The sequence below is a fragment of the Streptomyces sp. NPDC007025 genome (assembly GCF_042869455.1).
Classification (GTDB): domain Bacteria; phylum Actinomycetota; class Actinomycetes; order Streptomycetales; family Streptomycetaceae; genus Streptomyces.
Genome location: NZ_JBIAFT010000003.1, coordinates 491,379 through 507,404, shown reverse-complemented (window position 1 = coordinate 507,404; position 16,026 = coordinate 491,379). Strand labels below are relative to the sequence as shown.

Here is a 16,026-nt window from a genome sequence, read left to right as displayed (position 1 = left end):
GGCCGCACCCGCCGCGTCGCCCGGTCGGCCGCCGGGCGGCCGGGCACGGCGCCGGCCACGAAAAATGCCCCCGCCACAGGTGTGGCGGGGGCACCTTCGGTACGCGGTGACCGCGGGCCTACAGGCCCAGCTCGCCCTCGAACTCGCCGGCCTCCAGGCGGGCCTTGACGTCGTTGAGGTATCGGGCGGCGTCGGCGCCGTCCACGAGCTGGTGGTCGTAGGACAGGGTCAGGTAGACCATGTCGCGGATCGCGATGGTCTCGCCCAGGTCCGGGTGGTTGACCACCATCGGGCGGCGCACGGTGGCACCGATGCCCAGCTCGGCGACCTGCGGGTAGTTCACGATGATGGTGTCGAAGAGCGCGCCCCGCGAACCGGTGTTGCTGATCGTGAACGTGCCGCCGGACATGTCGTCCGGGCCCAGCCCGCCCTCGCGGACCTTCTTGGCCAGATCGGCGGTCTTGCGGGCGATGCCCGCCAGGTTGAGGTTCCCGGCCTCCTTGATGACCGGGACCATCAGGCCCTTCTCCGAGTCCACCGCGACGCCGATGTTCTCCACGTCGTGGTAGGTGATGGTGCCGTCGTCGTTCAGCCGCGCGTTGACGGACGGGTGCGCCTTCAGCGCCTCGGCCGCCGCCTGCACGAAGAACGGCATCGGCGAGAGCTTGACGCCCTCACGTGCCGCGAAGGAGTCCTTCGCGCGGGCCCGGAGCTGCATCACCCGGGTGACGTCCACCTCGACGACGGTGGAGAGCTGCGCCTGGCTGTGCAGCGCCTTCATCATGTTGTCCGCGATGAGCTTGCGGATCCGCGGCATCTTCACCGTCTGGCCGCGCAGCGGCGACGGCTCCAGCTTCGGCGACTTCGGAGCGGCCGACGCCGCGGCGGTGGGCGCCGCGGCCGGGGCCTGCGCCTTCTTGGCCTCGGCGGCCTCGACGACGTCCTGCTTGCGGATCCGGCCGCCCACGCCGCTGCCGCGCACCGCGGAGAGGTCGACGCCCTGCTCGGCCGCCAGCTTGCGGACCAGCGGCGTCACGTAGGCGCCGTCGCTCTCCGGAGCCGGTGCCGCCGGGGCCTGCGCGGCCGGGGCGGGGGCCGCCGCCGGGGCGGGCTGGGCCTGCGGGGCCGGCTGTGCGGGCTGTGCGGGGGCCGGCTGGGCCTGCGAGGGCTCCGGAGGCGCCTGCGGAGCGGCGGGCTGTGCCGGAGCGGCAGCGGGCGCCTGCGGGGCCGGGGCGGGCTCCGCGGGGGCGGCCGGGGCCTGTACGGCGGGTGCCGGCGCCGCGGCACCGGCGGCACCGATGACGGCCAGCTTGGCGCCGACCTCAGCCGTCTCGTCCTCGCCGACGCTGATCTCCAGCAGAGTACCGGCGGTGGGGGCCGGGATCTCGGTGTCGACCTTGTCGGTGGAGACCTCCAGCAGCGGCTCGTCGGCCTCGACCTCGTCACCGACCTGCTTCAGCCAGCGGGTGACGGTGCCCTCGGTGACGGACTCGCCCAGTGCGGGCAGCACCACGTCGGTGCCCTCGGCGGCGCCGCCGGCGGCGGGCGCGGCGGCGGGCTCGGGCTGGGCCGGGGCGGCCGGTGCCGCGGGCTGCTCGGGCTCGGCCGCCGGAGCGGCGGCGGGCTCCTCGGCGGCGGCCGGCGCCGAGGCCGGCGCGCCGGAGCCGTCGTCGATGACGGCCAGCTCGGCGCCGACCTCCACCGTCTCGTCCTCGGCGACCTTGATGGAGGAGATGGTCCCGGACGCGGGGGCCGGGATCTCGGTGTCGACCTTGTCGGTGGAGACCTCGAGCAGCGGCTCGTCGGCCTCGATGTGCTCACCCTCGGCCTTCAGCCATCGGGTGACGGTGCCCTCGGTCACGCTCTCGCCGAGCGCCGGCAGGGTTACGGAAACCGCCATGGTTTCTGTTGCTCCTTACAAAGCTGTGCGGATGGGTCGCGCCCTGACTCGAACTCGGCGGTCAGTCGTGGGAGTGCAGCGGCTTGCCGGCCAGCGCCAGGTGGGCCTCGCCGAGCGCCTCGGTCTGCGTCGGGTGGGCGTGGATGAGCTGGGCCACCTCGGCGGGCAGCGCCTCCCAGTTGTAGATGAGCTGGGCCTCGGCCACCTGCTCACCCATGCGGTCACCGACCATGTGGACGCCGACCACGGCACCGTCGCGCTCCTGGACGAGCTTCACCTCGCCTGCCGTCTTGAGGATCTTGCTCTTGCCGTTGCCCGCGAGGTTGTACTTGAGCGTGACGACCTTGTCGGCACCGTACCGCTCCTTGGCCTGCTCCTCGGTCAGACCGACCGAAGCCACCTCCGGGTTGCAGTAGGTCACCCGCGGTACCCCGGCGTAGTCGACCGGAACCGGGTTCAGACCCGCCAGCCGCTCCGCGACCAGGATGCCCTCGGCGAAGCCCACGTGCGCGAGCTGCAGGGTGGGGATCAGGTCGCCGACGGCGGAGATCGTCGGGACGCCGGTGCGGCAGTACTCGTCCACCGTCACGAAGCCGCGGTCCACGGCGACCCCGGCCTCCTCGTAGCCCAGGCCCTCGGAGACCGGGCCGCGGCCGATGGCGACCAGCAGCACCTCCGCCTCGAACTCCTTGCCGTCGGCCAGGGTGACCTTGACCCCGCCGTCGGTGTACTCGGCCTTGTCGAAGAAGGTGCCCAGGTTGAACTTGATGCCGCGCTTGCGGAAGGCCCGCTCCAGGAGCTTGGAGCTGTTCTCGTCCTCGGCCGGCACCAGGTGCTTGAGGCCCTCGACGACGGTGACGTCCGCGCCGAAGGACTTCCACACCGAGGCGAACTCGACGCCGATGACGCCGCCGCCCAGGATGATCGCGGACTTCGGGACCCGGTCCATGACCAACGCGTCGTCGGAGCTGATGATGCGCTCGTGGTCGATGGTCAGGCCCGGCAGCGACTTCGGCACCGAGCCGGTCGCCAGCAGGATGTGGCGGCCCTCGTAGCGCTGGCCGTTGACGTCGACCGAGGTCGGCGAGGAGAGGTGGCCGGCGCCCTCCACGTAGGTGACCTTGCGGGAGGCGACCAGCCCCTGCAGGCCCTTGTGGAGGCCGGAGATCACGCCGTCCTTGTACTTGTGGACACCGGCCATGTCGATGCCCTCGAACGAGGTCTTGACGCCGAACTCGGCGCTCTCGCGGGACTGGTCGGCCACCTCGCCCGCGTGCAGCAGCGCCTTGGTCGGGATGCATCCCCGGTGCAGGCAGGTGCCGCCCAGCTTGTCCTTCTCGATCAGGGCGACGTCGAGACCGAGCTGCGCGGCGCGAAGGGCGGCGGCATAACCGCCGCTGCCGCCCCCGAGGATCACTAGGTCGAAAACGGTGCTGGCGTCGTTCGCCACGTCACGTCCTCCATGCATGGGTACGCCGTAGCCGGTCTCCTGTGACCGGGCGGCTTGAGGTTCGGCCGCTGTGTGTCTGCTCGGCCCTTGTCGTGTCGGCTTCTGTCAAGCCGTGCGGGGCCCTGTCCTGCCGGTCATCCATCTTCGCACCTGTTGCCGGAAACCGGGACGCGGGCCCCCGCTACCCGAAGAACCGGGCCCGGGGCGCGCGGCCCCGCCCGCTCACCGGTGCCGGTGGCGGCCGGGGCCGCGCCGGGTACGCGGGGCCGGCGGTGGACCCGCATCCGCCGCGGGCTCAGTCCAGACCGCTCTCCGCGGTGCGCTCCACGAGCCGGACCAGCGTACGGACCGCCGAGCCCGTGCCGCCCTTGGGCGTGTAGCCGAAGGGGCCGGACTCGTTGAAGGCGGGGCCCGCGATGTCCAGGTGCGCCCAGCGGGTGTCCTCGGGGACGAACTCCTTCAGGAAGACCCCGGCCAGCAGGCCGCCGCCCATCCGCTCGCCGATGTTGGCGAGGTCGGCGACCGGCGAGTCCATGCTCTTGCGCAGGTACCCGGGCAGCGGCATCGGCCAGGCGGCCTCGCCCGCCTCCTCCGCGGACTCCTGCACCGCGCCGCGGAACCCGTCGTCGTTCGCCATGATCCCGAACGTCCGGTTGCCCAGCGCCAGCACCATCGCGCCGGTCAGGGTGGCCACGTCCACGATCGCGTCCGGCTGCTCCTCGCCGGCCCGGGTCAGCGCGTCCGCCAGCACCAGCCGGCCCTCGGCGTCGGTGTTGAGCACCTCCACGGTCTTGCCGCTGTACATGGTCAGCACATCACCCGGACGGGTGGCCGAGCCGGACGGCATGTTCTCCGCGAGGGCCAGCCACCCGGTCACATTCGCCCGCAGCCCCAGCCGGGCGGCGGCGACGACCGCGGCGAAGACGGCGGCGGCGCCGCTCATGTCGCACTTCATCGTCTCGTTGTGGCCGGCGGGCTTGAGCGAGATGCCGCCCGAGTCGTAGGTGATGCCCTTGCCGACCAGCGCCAGGGAGGTCTTCGCCTTCGGGTGCGACCAGCCGATCCGCACCAGCCGCGGCGGCTGCGCCGAGCCGTTGCCGACCCCCAGGATGCCGCCGTAGCCGCCCTTGGTCAGCGCCTTCTCGTCCAGCACCTCGAAGGTGAGGCCGTGCGCCTTGGCCGCGTCGCGGGCCTCGGCGGCGAACGCCTTGGGGTCCAGCCCGTTGGCCGGGGTGTTGATCAGGTCACGGGCGCGGTGCACCTCCTCTGCGACGACCAGGGCCCGGTCGACGGCCGCCTTGTGTGCCTTGTCCCGCGGCTTGCCGCCGAGCAGCGCGACCTCCGCCAGCGGCGCCGAGGCGTCCTTGCCGTCCTGGGACTCGCTGCCCTTGCCGCGGTACGCGGTGAAGGAGTAGGCGCCCAGCAGCGCGCCCTCGGCGACCGCGGCCACCGCCTCGGCGTCCTCCAGCGGCAGTGCGAACCCGGCCTTCCGGCTGCCCGCCAGCGCGCGCGCCGCGGCCCCCGCCGCCCGGCGCAGCGCCTCGGTGCCGTACGTCTCCTGCTTGCCGGGGGCGTCGCCCAGGCCGACCGCGAGCACCAGCGGGGCCTTCACCCCGCTCGGTGGAGCCGGGAGTTTGGTGACCTCGCCCTCGCCGCCGCCGGCGCCGAGCGTCTCGAGTGTCGCGGCCAGCTTCCCGCCGTACGCCTTGTCCACGGCCTCCGCGCCGGCGGCGAGGACGACGGCGGAGCCGCCTGTCCGGCCCGCCTTGCCGGCGGAGCCGCCCTTGGCGATACCGATGACGACAGCGTCCGCGCGCAGCGTCGCAGCGGACGAGGTGCTGAGAGTCAGTGCAGACACGTGGGAGAGACCTTCTTCCTGGACAGGCTCCGGAGTGGGATGCGCCTCCGGTTTCGGACGCTCCGGGCATGGTATGCCCGCCCACTTCCTCCCGTCGCAGGTCCTCCCGCCCCGTCCGGCCCGCCCGGCGCGTGCACCGGTGCTCACAGCAGGACCGCCACGACCAGGGTGCAGCTCGCCGCGGCCTCGGCCGCCCCGCCGAAGACGTCCCCGGTCACGCCGCCGAACCGTCTGACGCAGTGCCGCAGCAGCAGTTCGGCGGCGCACAGCCCCAGCGCCGTAGCGGCCGCGGCCGCCATGGCGGCCGAACGTCCCGCCGGCCAGGCGCCCCCGGCCGACAGCACGGTGCAGCAGCCCGCCGCGGCCAGCGCCGCCGCCCGCGGCACCGTCTCCGCGACGGCGGCACCCAGGCCCTCGGGCCGTGCGGCGGGCACGCCCCGGCGGGCAGCGAGGGCCAGCGCGCCGCGGGCGGCGACGGCGGCGGCCACCGCACCGGCCGCCCCGGCGGACCACCCCCGCGCGTACAGCTCGGCGAGCGCGGCCACCTGCGCCAGCAGCACGAACACCAGGGTGACCACGCCGAACGGTCCGATGTCGGACTGCTTCATCACCCGCAGCGCCGCGTCGGCGGGCTTCCCGCTGCCCAGCCCGTCGGCGACATCGGCCAGCCCGTCCAGGTGCAGTCCCCGGGTCAGCACGGCGGGCACCGCCGTGCTCACGACCCCGGCCAGCAGCGCGGACGCGCCGCACAGCAGCAGTGCGGCCCCCGCCGCCGCGGCGAGACCGCCCACCACCAGCCCGACCGCCGGAGCGCACACCATGCCCGCCCGGGCGGCCGGCCGGTCCCAGCGGGCGACCCGCACCGGCAGCACGGTCAGGGTGCCGAAGGCGAACCGGAGTCCCTCGGCCGCGGAGGCCGGAGCGGCACCGTCGGGAGCACCGGGGGGAGTACCGGCGGAGGAGGAGGCGTCCATGGCGGAGCAGGCTACCCACGCCCTCCGCCCGGCCCCGGGCCCGGGCGGAGGGCGCCGCCTCCGCCCGGAGCGGACCGGGCTCCGCACGGGCCGTGGCGGCGCGCCGCCACGGCCGCCCCGGCACCCGCCGGTGCTCAGGTGGCGTCCAGGGCCTCCGGCCCGCCGGGTCGTCCGGTGTCCGGGTCCCCGCCCGGCTCCTCCGGGTCGGCCACGGGGCCCTCCTGGACGGGGAGTTCGGCGGCCAGCGCCGCCGCCGCCCGCACCAGCGGCAGCGCCAGCAGCGCACCGGTGCCGCCGCCCAGCTCGACGCCCTGTTCCAGCAGCGGGTCGGCGGCCAGCCGGTCCAGGGCCTTGGCCTGTGCCGGTTCGCTGCCCGCCTGACCCGCCAGCCACCAGTCCGGGGCCCGGAAGGCCACCCGTTGGCCGACCAGCGCGCAGGCCGCGGAGACGACACCGTCGAGGACCACCGGGGTGTGCCGGACCGCGGACTGCAGCAGGAAGCCCGTCATCGCCGTCAGGTCGGCGCCGCCGACCGCCGCCAGCAGCTGGAGCTGGTCGCCCAGCACCGGCCGGGCCCGGCGCAGCCCGTCCCGGACAGCGGCGCACTTGCGCATCCAGGTCAGATCGTCGATCCCGCCCCCGCCGCGCCCGGTCACCACCGAAGCGTCGGTGCCGCACAGCGCGGCGATCAGCGTCGCGGCCGCGGTGGTGCCGCCGACGCTCAGGTCGCCGAGCACCACCAGGTCGGTCCCGGCGTCGGCTTCCTCGTCGGCGAGCACCATCCCCGTGCGGAACGCCTCCTCGGCCTCCTCGGGGGTCAGCGCGTCCTCGGTGTCCAAGCGGCCCGACGAGCGGCGCACCCGGTGCCGGGTCACCTCGGCCGGGAGCGTCCCGGGGTCGCAGTCGAGCGCCATGTCGACCACCCGCACCGGCACCTCGAACTGCCGCGCGAGGATGCCTGCGGGGGACGCGCCGTCCAGCAGTTCGCGGACCAGTTCGGCGGCGGTGCCCGGCTGCCGGGTGGAGACGCCGAGTCCGGCGACGCCGTGGTCCCCGGCGAAGACCACCAGGCGCGGGCGGGCGACCGGCCGCACCGGTACCCGGGCCTGCGCGGAACCGAGCCATTCGCCCACGTCCTCCAGCCGTCCCAGGGCCCGCGGGGGCAGCCCGGTCAGCGCCCGCCGTTCCTCGGCCTCCTGGCGCAGGCCGCCGTGCGGCCGCTCGATGAGGTCGGAGAAGTCGTCCAGATCCAGGCTGCGCTCGCTCATGCTCGCCGAGCGTACGTGAGTGGCACGAGCGCTTCAGCAGCCCCCGTACGGCAGTTCGGGGGAGAGCGGTGAGCTGGGGGAGCGGGGCCGGTCCCGCTCCCTCACCGCAGCGGCAGCGCCACTCCGGCGACCGTCAGCAGCACATGCTCGCACTCCTCGCCGAACCGCGCGTTCAGCCTGCCCAGTTCGTCGCGGAACCGGCGTCCGGCCGAGGTCGCCGGCACCACCCCGGACCCCACCTCGTTGCTGACCGCCACCAGCAGCCGCGGCGTGCGGCGTACGGCCTCCAGCAGCGCCCCCACCCGTGCGGAGAGTTCGGCGGCCCCGCCCTGCGCCCAGCGGGTGTCGTCCCACGCCTCCACCTCGTCCATGGCGTGGGTCAGCCACAGCGCCAGGCAGTCGATCAGCAGCGGCGGCCCTTCCCGTTCCAGCAGCGGCACCAGGTCGCAGGTCTCCTCGGTGCGCCACGAGGCGGGGCGCCGCTCGCGGTGCTCGGTCACCCGCGCCGCCCACTCGGGGTCCCCGTCGCGGGTGCCGCTCGTCGCCACGTACACCACCCCGGGGAACGCCGCCAGCCGCCGCTCGGCCTCCACCGACTTGCCCGACCGGGCCCCGCCCAGCACCAGCGTCCGGCGCGGGACCTGCGGGCCGTCCGCTCCGCCGTGGTACGCGCCGGCGGTGAGCGTCGTACCGTCCGGCACCGTCCGGGCCCCGGCGGCGGCCAGCCGCCGGTGCAGCTCCGCACCCGGCGGCACCGCGTGCCCCAGGTGGACGGCGACGACATCGGTGCCCGCGCCGACCAGGCCCGCCTCCCGCAGCCCGGCCAGCGCGTCGGGTCGCCCGGCGACATCCATCAGCACGGTGTCGCAGGGACCGCCGTGCCCGGCGCCGCCGCCCACTCCGGCGGGTGCGGCGCCCGGCGGCAGGTGGAGCAGCCGCTCCCCGTCGGGGCCGGTGACCAGGTAGCCGGTGCCGGGCGAATCCAGCGCCAGGGCCCGCACCCGGTGCCCGCTGATCAGAGCCAGTTCCTGGCGGTCCGGCAGCCGGACGGGGGACGGCAGCCCGGCGGGCACCTCCGGGGCCGGACCGTCGTGCGGATGGGTCAGCAGCACCTGCCGCACCCCGCTGAGCGACCGCCCGGCCCGTGCCGCGGCGAGCGCCGGCCCCGGGGTCAGGTCCAGCAGCAGGGTGCTGTCCACCAGCACCGCCGTCGCCGCCCGTGCCTCGCTGCCGGTGGCGGCGGCGCAGCGGGCGCAGGGGCAGTCGGGCAGCGGGAGGCCGGCGGGACCGCCGGTGCCGAGCAGAGTGAGTTCCACCCTCCGATCGTCTCGTGACCTGCCGTCGCGTGCGCACGGGGGACTACGCTTCCGGGAGCAACCGGCGATCTTACGGAGGCACTGATGGCGTGGACGTGGCGGTTCGAGAAGGCCGACGGCACGGAGACCGAACCGGCCGTGGAGCCGGAGGAGTTCCCCACCCAGTCGGACGCCGAGTCGTGGATCGGCGAGGTGTGGCGGGAACTGCTGGAGGGCGGCACCGATCAGGTCACCCTCCAGGAGGACGGCAGCACCGTCTACGGGCCGATGAGCCTGCGTTCGGCTTCGGAGGCGGACACCGGGGAGGCCGCCGCCGGGTGACGGGGCGGCGCCCCGCGCACCCCGGAGCCCGCCCCGCGCTCGGCCCGGGGTTCGGTGCGGCGGTCCGGCCGGCGACCGGTCTCGCCGGTATCCGACAGCCGCTACCCTCGGTGCGCATGGACGTACGAGGTGCGGTTTACGTGGTGCTGCGGGGCCCGGCCGAAAAGGTGGAGCGGACATTGGCGACGCTGAAGAAGGCCGGGATCTTCGCCGAACGGTCGGTGCGCGGGCCCGACGCGGTCGAGGCCTTCTTCCACGGGGGTGACGAGCGCCCCAGTCCCCGCTTCATGGACGTGTGCGCGGCCCATGTGGCCAAGGCGGCCATCGGCACCGACTTCACGGTCGAGGAGACGGGCACCATCAGCAGCGCCGCGGCCGCCCGGCAGCTCGCCTACAACCGGCGGACGGGGGAGTGGCTGGGCGCCTTCATCGACACCCAGGCGCCGGAGCAGGCCCGGTCCGAGACGCTTGCCCACCTCGCCCGGGAGCAGGGCATCGAGCGGGCCGACATCGAGCTACGCGATCCGCCCGAGTTCCGGCCCGCCGCCGGCTGACCGGCGGCCGTCTCCGGGAGAGCCGAGCGGGGCTGCGCACACACCGGGCCCCGCGGGCCCCGGCACCGTCCGGACGGCCGCCCGGCACGGCCGGGCGGCCTCAGTCCCGCACCAGCGACCTCGGCCCCCGGACAAGCTTCAGCCCCGCACTCCGGGCCTCAGCCCCGCACCCCGAACAGGTGCAGCGACTCGGCCACGCCCCGGTAGGGGTCCATGCGGCAGGCCCGCTCCTCCGCCTCCAGGGCCTCGGCGGGACCGGCCGGGTCGCCCGGTGCGAGCACCCCCACGCCGTACCAGCGGTCCATGGGCACGCCGATCCGGGCGAGGAACGAGGTCAGGGCCTCCAGCCGCAGAAAGCGGTCGCTCTCGCCGGGCTCGGCCTCCAGCGCCGCCCGGGCGCCCGCCCAGTCCCCGGCGAGCCCGGGCCGCATCGCCCGGGCCGCCACGTTGGGCAGGACGAGCGAGAGCAGCCCGCCGGTGTCGAGCACCCGGGCGAGCCCGGCCAGTGTGCTGTCCGGGTCCCGGGACCGGCCCAGGATGTCGTGACCGAGCACCAGGTCGAAGGTGCCGGGCAGGAAATGTGCCCCGGTGTCCTGGCCGCCGCCGGCCCGGGTGCGGAAGCGGGCGCGTATCCCCTCGGGCTCCTCCGCGAGCGCCGCGTCCAGCGCCGCGAGCCGCGCCGGATCGGACTCCAGGCCGGTGACCTGGTGACCGGCCCGCGCCAGCCGCAGCGCCTGCGCGCCGTCGCCCAGCCCGGCGTCCAGCACCCGGAGCCGCCGCCCTACCTCGAAGTGCGCGGCGATCCGCTCCTCGAGCTGCCGGGCGACCAGCTCCTGCCTGATCAGGGCTTCTCGCCGCGCGCGACCTGCGGCTTGGGCAGGCGCATGCGGCGCATCTGAAGGGTCCGCATCAGCGCGTAGGCGATGGCGCCCCGGCGGTTCTCGTTCGGGTAGCGCTCCCGGACCCGCTTCTTGAGCCGCACCGTGGTGCCGATGGAGTCGATGACGATCAGCACGATCACCACGAGCCACAGCAGCAGCGAGATGTTCTTGAGCTGCACCGGGGGCAGCATGCTCAGGACGAGGATGATCACGGCCATCGGCAGGAAGAACTCCGCCACGCTGAACCGGGAGTCCACGAAATCGCGCGCCAGGCGCCGCACCGGACCCTTGTCGCGGGCCGGCAGATGGCGCTCGTCCCCGCTGGCCAGCGCCTCGCGCTGCTTGGCCAGCTCGGCCCGGCGAGCCTCACGCTGCCGCTTGGCCGCGTCCTTGCGGCTCTGCGGCCCGGTGGCCATCGGGCGGCGCGGACCGCGCGCCTCGCTGCGCTTGGGAGTGGGGCGACCCTTGGGGGCTTGCGGGTCGCGGGGCTGGTGGGGCTCGGCCGCCATCACCTGGGATGAGCCGGCCTGCCCTGCTTTCGAACGGCTACGGAACACACCTCAAGAGTACGGTGTGACGCGGAGTGCGCCCCAGCCCCCAGGGGTAGGGACTGGAATCACCGGTCCCTGTCGCGGACGGGTGCCTACTCCCTGCGCCGGAGAGCGCGGGAGGCTGATCGTCCTCACGGAGGAGCGTTTCCGCACTCGAACGGTGCGGTAATGGAAGACAGCCCCGTACCCTGGGGTCTGTAGGTTGCCGAGGGTTTGAGTCCGTTACGAAGGGGGCGCGCGAGGCCCATGAGCGGTGTCATGAAGCGTATGGGGATGATCTTCCGCGCGAAGGCCAACAAGGCCCTGGACCGGGCCGAGGACCCGCGTGAGACGCTCGACTACTCGTATCAGAAGCAGCTCGAACTGCTGCAGAAGGTGCGCCGCGGCGTCGCGGACGTCGCCACCTCCAGAAAGCGCCTGGAGCTGCAGATGACGCAGTTGCAGGGGCAGTCCTCCAAGCTGGAGGAGCAGGGCAAGAAGGCGCTCGCGCTGGGCCGCGAGGACCTGGCCCGGGAGGCGCTCTCGCGCAGGTCCGCTCTCCAGCAGCAGGTCACCGACCTGGAGGGGCAGCACCAGACGCTGCAGGGCGAGGAGGAGAAGCTCACCCTGGCGGCGCAGCGGCTGCAGGCCAAGGTGGACGCCTTCCGCACCAAGAAGGAGACCATCAAGGCCACCTACACCGCCGCGCAGGCGCAGACCCGGATCGGCGAGGCGTTCTCGGGCATCTCCGAGGAGATGGGCGACGTCGGCATGGCCATCCAGCGGGCCGAGGACAAGACGGCCCAGCTCCAGGCCCGCTCCGGCGCCATCGACGAGCTGCTGGCCTCCGGGGCGCTGGACGACCCCTCCGGCATGGCCAGGGACGACATCACCGCCGAGCTCGACCGCCTCTCCGGTGGCAGCGACGTGGAGCTGGAGTTGCAGCGGATGAAGGCGGAGCTGGCCGGCGGCAGCGGCAGCGGCGGCCAGCAGGCCATCGAGGGGGGCCAGGACCAGGAGGGTCAGGCCAACGGACGGCAGCAGGACGCGCCCAGGTTCAACAAGGAGTGAACCGGGCCTCAGCGGCACCCCCGCGCAGCCTGAGGAGGAGAACGGCATGATCGTACGGATCATGGGCGAGGGCCAGGTCAGACTGGACGACAGCCACTTCGCCGAACTGAACAGGCTCGACGACGAGCTGCTCGAGGAGATGGAGAGCGGAGACGAGACCGGCTTCCGCCGCACGCTCCACGCGCTGCTCGACGCCGTTCGCCGGCTGGGCAGCCCGCTGCCCGACGACGCGCTCGAACCCTCCGAGCTGATCCTGCCCGCGCCCGAGGCCGACCTGGACGAGGTGCGCAAGATGCTCGGCGACGACGGACTCATCCCCGGTTAGCCCGCGTCCGGCGCCGCACGACCGGGCGCCTCCGTCCTGTTCCTCACTCCCGACGCCCCCGACGACCCGCACGCAGACCACGACGGCACACACACCAGGAGAGCCGGGCATACGGTGCCTGCTGTAACCCTCCGCGACATCCGCGAGCGCCTCCGCGCGCATCCCCACGCGGTCGACGCCCTCATCGCTGTCGGGACCTTCTGCTGCATCCTCCTCGGCGCCTCGACCGAGCCGCACGGACCCGACGGCCAGCCGCGGTTCGCGGAGCGCGAGATCAGCGGTCAGACGGTGTTGCTGGCGGCGCTCTCCTGCGGGGTGCTGGCGCTGCGCCGCCGGGCTCCGATGCCGGTGCTGCTGCTGACCGGGGCGATATCGGTCCTCGCGCTCGCCGCGGGCGAGGGCCCCACCGGCGGTTCGGCGCCCGAGGCGCCGCTCGTCTCGGCCGCCGTCATCGCGCTCTACACCGTCAGCAACACCACCGACCGCCGTACCAGCTGGCAGGTCGGAGCGGTCAGCGTCGGTGTGCTCACCGGCGCGAGCATGCTCTTCGGAGCCCGGCCGTGGTACGCGCAGGAGAACCTCGGCATCTTCGCCTGGACCGCGCTGGCCGCCGCCGTCGGCGAGGCCGTGCGCAACCGGCGCGCCTTCGTCGACGCCATCCAGGAGCGGGCCGAGCGCGCCGAGCGCACCCGTGAGGAGGAGGCCAGGCGGCGGGTCGCCGAGGAGCGGATGCGCATCGCCCGCGAGCTGCACGACGTGGTCGCCCATCACATCGCCCTGGTCAACGTGCAGGCCGGGGTGGCCTCGCACGTCATGGACCGGCGTCCCGACCAGGCCAAGCAGGCGCTGTCCCATGTGCGGGACGCCAGCCGGCACGCCCTGGCCGAACTCCAGACCACCGTGGGGCTGCTGCGCCAGTCCGGGGAGAGCACCGCGCCCACCGAGCCCGCGCCCGGACTGGAGGTGCTGGACGACCTCGTGGACGGCTTCCGCAACGCCGGGATGTCCGTCGCCGTGGAGGCACCGTTGCCCGCCGGGGGGCCGCCGCTCTCCTCGGCCGTGGACCTGACCGCCTACCGGGTCGTCCAGGAGGCCCTGACCAACGTGCACAAGCACGCGGGCAGCGGCGCCCACGCCGAGGTGCGGATACAGCGGGACGCGGAGGCGTTGGAGATCGTGGTCGTCGACGACGGGGCGGGCACCACGCACACCGTTCCCGACGAAGCGGCGGATCCCGCGGACGGGGACGAGCCGGGGCGGGCCGCGGGCGGCACCGGCGGGCACGGCCTCGTCGGTATGCGGGAGCGGGCCGCCGCACTGCACGGTGTCTGCGAGACCGGGCCGCTGCCCGGCGGCGGATTCCGGGTCCACGTACGGTTGCCGCTGGAGACGACGGCGCCCCGGAAGGAGACCCCGGCATGATCCGTGTCGTACTCGCCGACGACCAGGCGCTGCTGCGCAGCGCCTTCCGGGTGCTGGTGGACTCCGAGCCCGATATGGAAGTGGTGGGCGAGGCGGCCGACGGCGCCGGGGCGGTGGCGCTGGTGCGCGAGCGGGGCGCGGACGTGGTGCTGATGGACATCCGGATGCCCGGCACCGACGGGCTGGCCGCCACCCGCGCCATCAGTGCCGACCCGGCGCTGGCCGAGGTCAGGGTCGTCATCCTGACCACTTTCGAGGTGGACGAGTACGTGGTCGCGGCACTGCGCGCGGGGGCCTCGGGGTTCCTGGGCAAGGGCGCCGAGCCGGGGGAGCTGCTCTCCGCGGTGCGGACGGCGGCCAAGGGAGACGCGCTGCTCTCGCCGGTGGCGACCAAGGGGCTGATAGCCCGGTTCCTGGCACAGGGCGGCGCCGTGGAGGGGGACGACCCGGCGGCCGGGGGGCGTGCTGCCCGGCTGGATGCACTGACCGCCCGCGAGCGCGAGGTGCTGGCGCAGGTGGCAGGGGGGCTGTCCAACGACGAGATCGGCGTCCGGCTCGACGTCAGCCCGCTCACCGTCAAGACCCATGTCAACCGGGCCATGGCCAAGCTCGGCGCCCGGGACCGGGCGCAGTTGGTGGTGGCCGCGTACGAGAGCGGACTGGTGCGGCCGGCCGTCCCGGAGTGACCGGCCGGTCCGGCGCGCGGCGCCGCCGCCCCGTACCACCCGCGGCGGGGCGGTAGGGGGCGGCGCCGCGGCGCTCCGGGGTCAGACCAGGTGGCCCTGGACCTCGGTGGCGGCGTCGTGGCCGTAGGCCTTGGTGAAGCGCTCCATGAAGTGGACGCGCTTGAGCTCGTACTCCTGGGTGCCGACCGTCTCGATGACGAGGGTGGCGAGCATGCAGCCCACCTGCGCGGCGCGCTCCAGGCCGACGCCCCAGACCAGCGCGGAGAGGAATCCGGCGCGGAAGGCGTCGCCGACGCCTGTGGGGTCGGCCTTCTGCTTCTCCTCGGCGCAGCCGACCAGGATCGGCTCCTCGCCCGCGCGGTCGATGCGGGCGCCGTTCTTGCCGAGGGTGGTCACGCGGGTCCCCACGCGCTGGAGGACCTCCTCGTCGCTCCAGCCCGTCTTGGTCTCGATCAGCTCCTTCTCGTACTCGTTGGAGAAGAGGTAGGTGGCGCCGTCGGTCAGCGCCCGGATGCCGTCGCCGTCCATCCGCGCGATCTGCTGCGAGTAGTCGGCGGCGAAGGGGATGCCGCGGGCGCGGCACTCCTCGGTGTGCCGCATCATGCCCTCGGGGTCGTCGGCCCCGATGAGGACGAGGTCGAGCCGGCCCGCCCGGTCGGCGACGTGCTTGAGCTCGATGTTCCTGGCCTCGGTCATGGCGCCGGTGTAGAACGAGCCGATCTGGTTGTTGTCCGCGTCGGTGGTGCAGACGAATCGTGCGGTGTGCGCGACCTCGGAGATGTGCACGGACTCGGTGTCCACACCGTGTCGTTCGAGCCAGGCGCGGTATTCCTCGAAGTCCTCTCCCGCCGCACCGACGAGGATCGGCTGGACACCGAGCTGGCCCATGCCGAAGGCGATGTTGGCGCCGACGCCGCCTCGGCGGATGTTGAGGCCGTCGACGAGGAAGGAGAGCGAGACCGTGTGCAACTGATCGGCGACCAGTTGGTCGGAGAAGCGCCCCGGGAAGGTCATCAGGTGGTCGTTTGCGATGGAGCCGCAGACTGCGATACGCACGACGAATTCTGCTCCTGAGAGACATCGGGTGCCCCCGTACGCCCAGCGCACGAGGGGAAGGCCAGCGCCACGCTACCCGCTGGGCCCGCCGAGCCGAACAGGACACAACTACCTCATAGTAGGGTCTTACGGGCAGGTCATCGGATCCGTAGCGTGATCCTCATGCCGAAAACAGCGCTTTTCCCGCCCGGATACGCCGAGCACGAGTCGATGGAGCAACTCCTCGGCGACTGCGCGCGGATGGCCCCGCACTGGACGGTTGCGCCCGCGGGGGCGCAGGAGCAGCACCGCGCGCCGCTGCCCGCGCTGCACGGCGTGCGCGTTCCGGTACGCTCCGCACGCCTCCTGGAGGGGATGTCCGAGTACGGCGACTGAGGCGGCCGGGGCGCTCGCCGAGCGCCCCTCTGGAACCGT

16 protein-coding genes are annotated in these 16,026 nt (G+C 74.1%); 7 read left to right on the top strand and 9 right to left on the bottom strand.

Annotated features, from left to right (window positions below; all coding sequences use genetic code 11):
• Positions 1–118 precede the first annotated feature (118 nt).
• The 6 genes from sucB to ACFYMO_RS08635 form a co-directional block, all read right to left on the bottom strand.
• Entirely contained in the window at positions 119–1,900 is a 1,782-nt protein-coding gene (sucB, locus tag ACFYMO_RS08660) for a 2-oxoglutarate dehydrogenase, E2 component, dihydrolipoamide succinyltransferase (RefSeq protein ID WP_388545169.1), read from the bottom strand.
• 61 nt (positions 1,901–1,961) lie between these two features.
• Positions 1,962–3,368 (bottom strand): dihydrolipoyl dehydrogenase, encoded by a 1,407-nt coding sequence (gene lpdA, locus ACFYMO_RS08655; protein WP_366773988.1) that lies wholly within the window; start codon positions 3,366–3,368, stop codon positions 1,962–1,964.
• Between the two features lie 277 nt (positions 3,369–3,645).
• Positions 3,646–5,208, bottom strand: a complete 1,563-nt coding sequence (locus tag ACFYMO_RS08650; RefSeq protein ID WP_366773987.1) for a leucyl aminopeptidase — start codon at positions 5,206–5,208, stop codon at positions 3,646–3,648.
• A gap of 143 nt (positions 5,209–5,351) precedes the next feature.
• Positions 5,352–6,182, bottom strand: coding sequence for an adenosylcobinamide-GDP ribazoletransferase (locus ACFYMO_RS08645; protein WP_366773986.1), 831 nt, complete (start codon positions 6,180–6,182; stop codon positions 5,352–5,354).
• Between the two features lie 134 nt (positions 6,183–6,316).
• Complete coding sequence (locus tag ACFYMO_RS08640; protein ID WP_388545165.1) at positions 6,317–7,450, bottom strand: nicotinate-nucleotide--dimethylbenzimidazole phosphoribosyltransferase; 1,134 nt, start codon at positions 7,448–7,450, stop codon at positions 6,317–6,319.
• Positions 7,451–7,551: 101 nt separating this feature from the next.
• Entirely contained in the window at positions 7,552–8,766 is a 1,215-nt protein-coding gene (locus tag ACFYMO_RS08635; protein WP_366773984.1) for a bifunctional adenosylcobinamide kinase/adenosylcobinamide-phosphate guanylyltransferase, read from the bottom strand.
• 84 nt (positions 8,767–8,850) lie between these two features.
• Between ACFYMO_RS08635 and ACFYMO_RS08630 the strand changes: the two genes are divergently transcribed.
• Both ACFYMO_RS08630 and ACFYMO_RS08625 read left to right on the top strand, forming a co-directional pair.
• Positions 8,851–9,087 carry a hypothetical protein gene (locus ACFYMO_RS08630; protein WP_366773983.1) on the top strand — a complete coding sequence of 79 codons (237 nt, stop codon included), beginning with the start codon at positions 8,851–8,853 and terminating at the stop codon, positions 9,085–9,087.
• A 116-nt stretch (positions 9,088–9,203) separates the two neighbouring features.
• On the top strand, positions 9,204–9,641 hold the full coding sequence (locus ACFYMO_RS08625; RefSeq protein WP_366773982.1) for a hypothetical protein: 438 nt from the start codon (positions 9,204–9,206) through the stop codon (positions 9,639–9,641).
• Between the two features lie 158 nt (positions 9,642–9,799).
• Here ACFYMO_RS08625 and ACFYMO_RS08620 read toward each other — a convergent pair whose 3' ends face one another.
• Both ACFYMO_RS08620 and ACFYMO_RS08615 read right to left on the bottom strand, forming a co-directional pair.
• Positions 9,800–10,486, bottom strand: a complete 687-nt coding sequence (locus ACFYMO_RS08620) for a methyltransferase domain-containing protein (RefSeq protein ID WP_366774018.1) — start codon at positions 10,484–10,486, stop codon at positions 9,800–9,802.
• On the bottom strand, positions 10,483–11,079 hold the full coding sequence (locus ACFYMO_RS08615; protein WP_388545160.1) for a DUF3043 domain-containing protein: 597 nt from the start codon (positions 11,077–11,079) through the stop codon (positions 10,483–10,485). The genes ACFYMO_RS08620 and ACFYMO_RS08615 overlap by 4 nt, the downstream gene beginning before the upstream one ends.
• 240 nt (positions 11,080–11,319) lie before the next feature.
• Between ACFYMO_RS08615 and ACFYMO_RS08610 the strand changes: the two genes are divergently transcribed.
• The 4 genes from ACFYMO_RS08610 to ACFYMO_RS08595 all read left to right on the top strand — a co-directional run bounded on the left by ACFYMO_RS08610 (position 11,320) and on the right by ACFYMO_RS08595 (position 14,556).
• Complete coding sequence (locus ACFYMO_RS08610) at positions 11,320–12,123, top strand: PspA/IM30 family protein (RefSeq protein ID WP_366773980.1); 804 nt, start codon at positions 11,320–11,322, stop codon at positions 12,121–12,123.
• Between the two features lie 46 nt (positions 12,124–12,169).
• On the top strand, positions 12,170–12,448 hold the full coding sequence (locus ACFYMO_RS08605; protein ID WP_366773979.1) for a hypothetical protein: 279 nt from the start codon (positions 12,170–12,172) through the stop codon (positions 12,446–12,448).
• A 114-nt stretch (positions 12,449–12,562) separates the two neighbouring features.
• Positions 12,563–13,870 carry a histidine kinase gene (locus ACFYMO_RS08600; protein ID WP_366773978.1) on the top strand — a complete coding sequence of 436 codons (1,308 nt, stop codon included), beginning with the start codon at positions 12,563–12,565 and terminating at the stop codon, positions 13,868–13,870.
• Positions 13,867–14,556: a response regulator transcription factor gene (locus ACFYMO_RS08595; protein WP_366773977.1), complete on the top strand. Its 690-nt coding sequence runs from the start codon at positions 13,867–13,869 to the stop codon at positions 14,554–14,556. The genes ACFYMO_RS08600 and ACFYMO_RS08595 overlap by 4 nt, the downstream gene beginning before the upstream one ends.
• Positions 14,557–14,637: 81 nt before the next feature.
• Here the strand turns inward: ACFYMO_RS08595 and ACFYMO_RS08590 are convergent, their stop codons facing one another.
• Entirely contained in the window at positions 14,638–15,612 is a 975-nt protein-coding gene (locus tag ACFYMO_RS08590; protein ID WP_388545156.1) for a carbohydrate kinase family protein, read from the bottom strand.
• Positions 15,613–15,774: 162 nt separating this feature from the next.
• Between ACFYMO_RS08590 and ACFYMO_RS08585 the strand changes: the two genes are divergently transcribed.
• Positions 15,775–15,987, top strand: coding sequence for a hypothetical protein (locus tag ACFYMO_RS08585; RefSeq protein WP_366773975.1), 213 nt, complete (start codon positions 15,775–15,777; stop codon positions 15,985–15,987).
• Positions 15,988–16,026 lie beyond the last annotated feature (39 nt).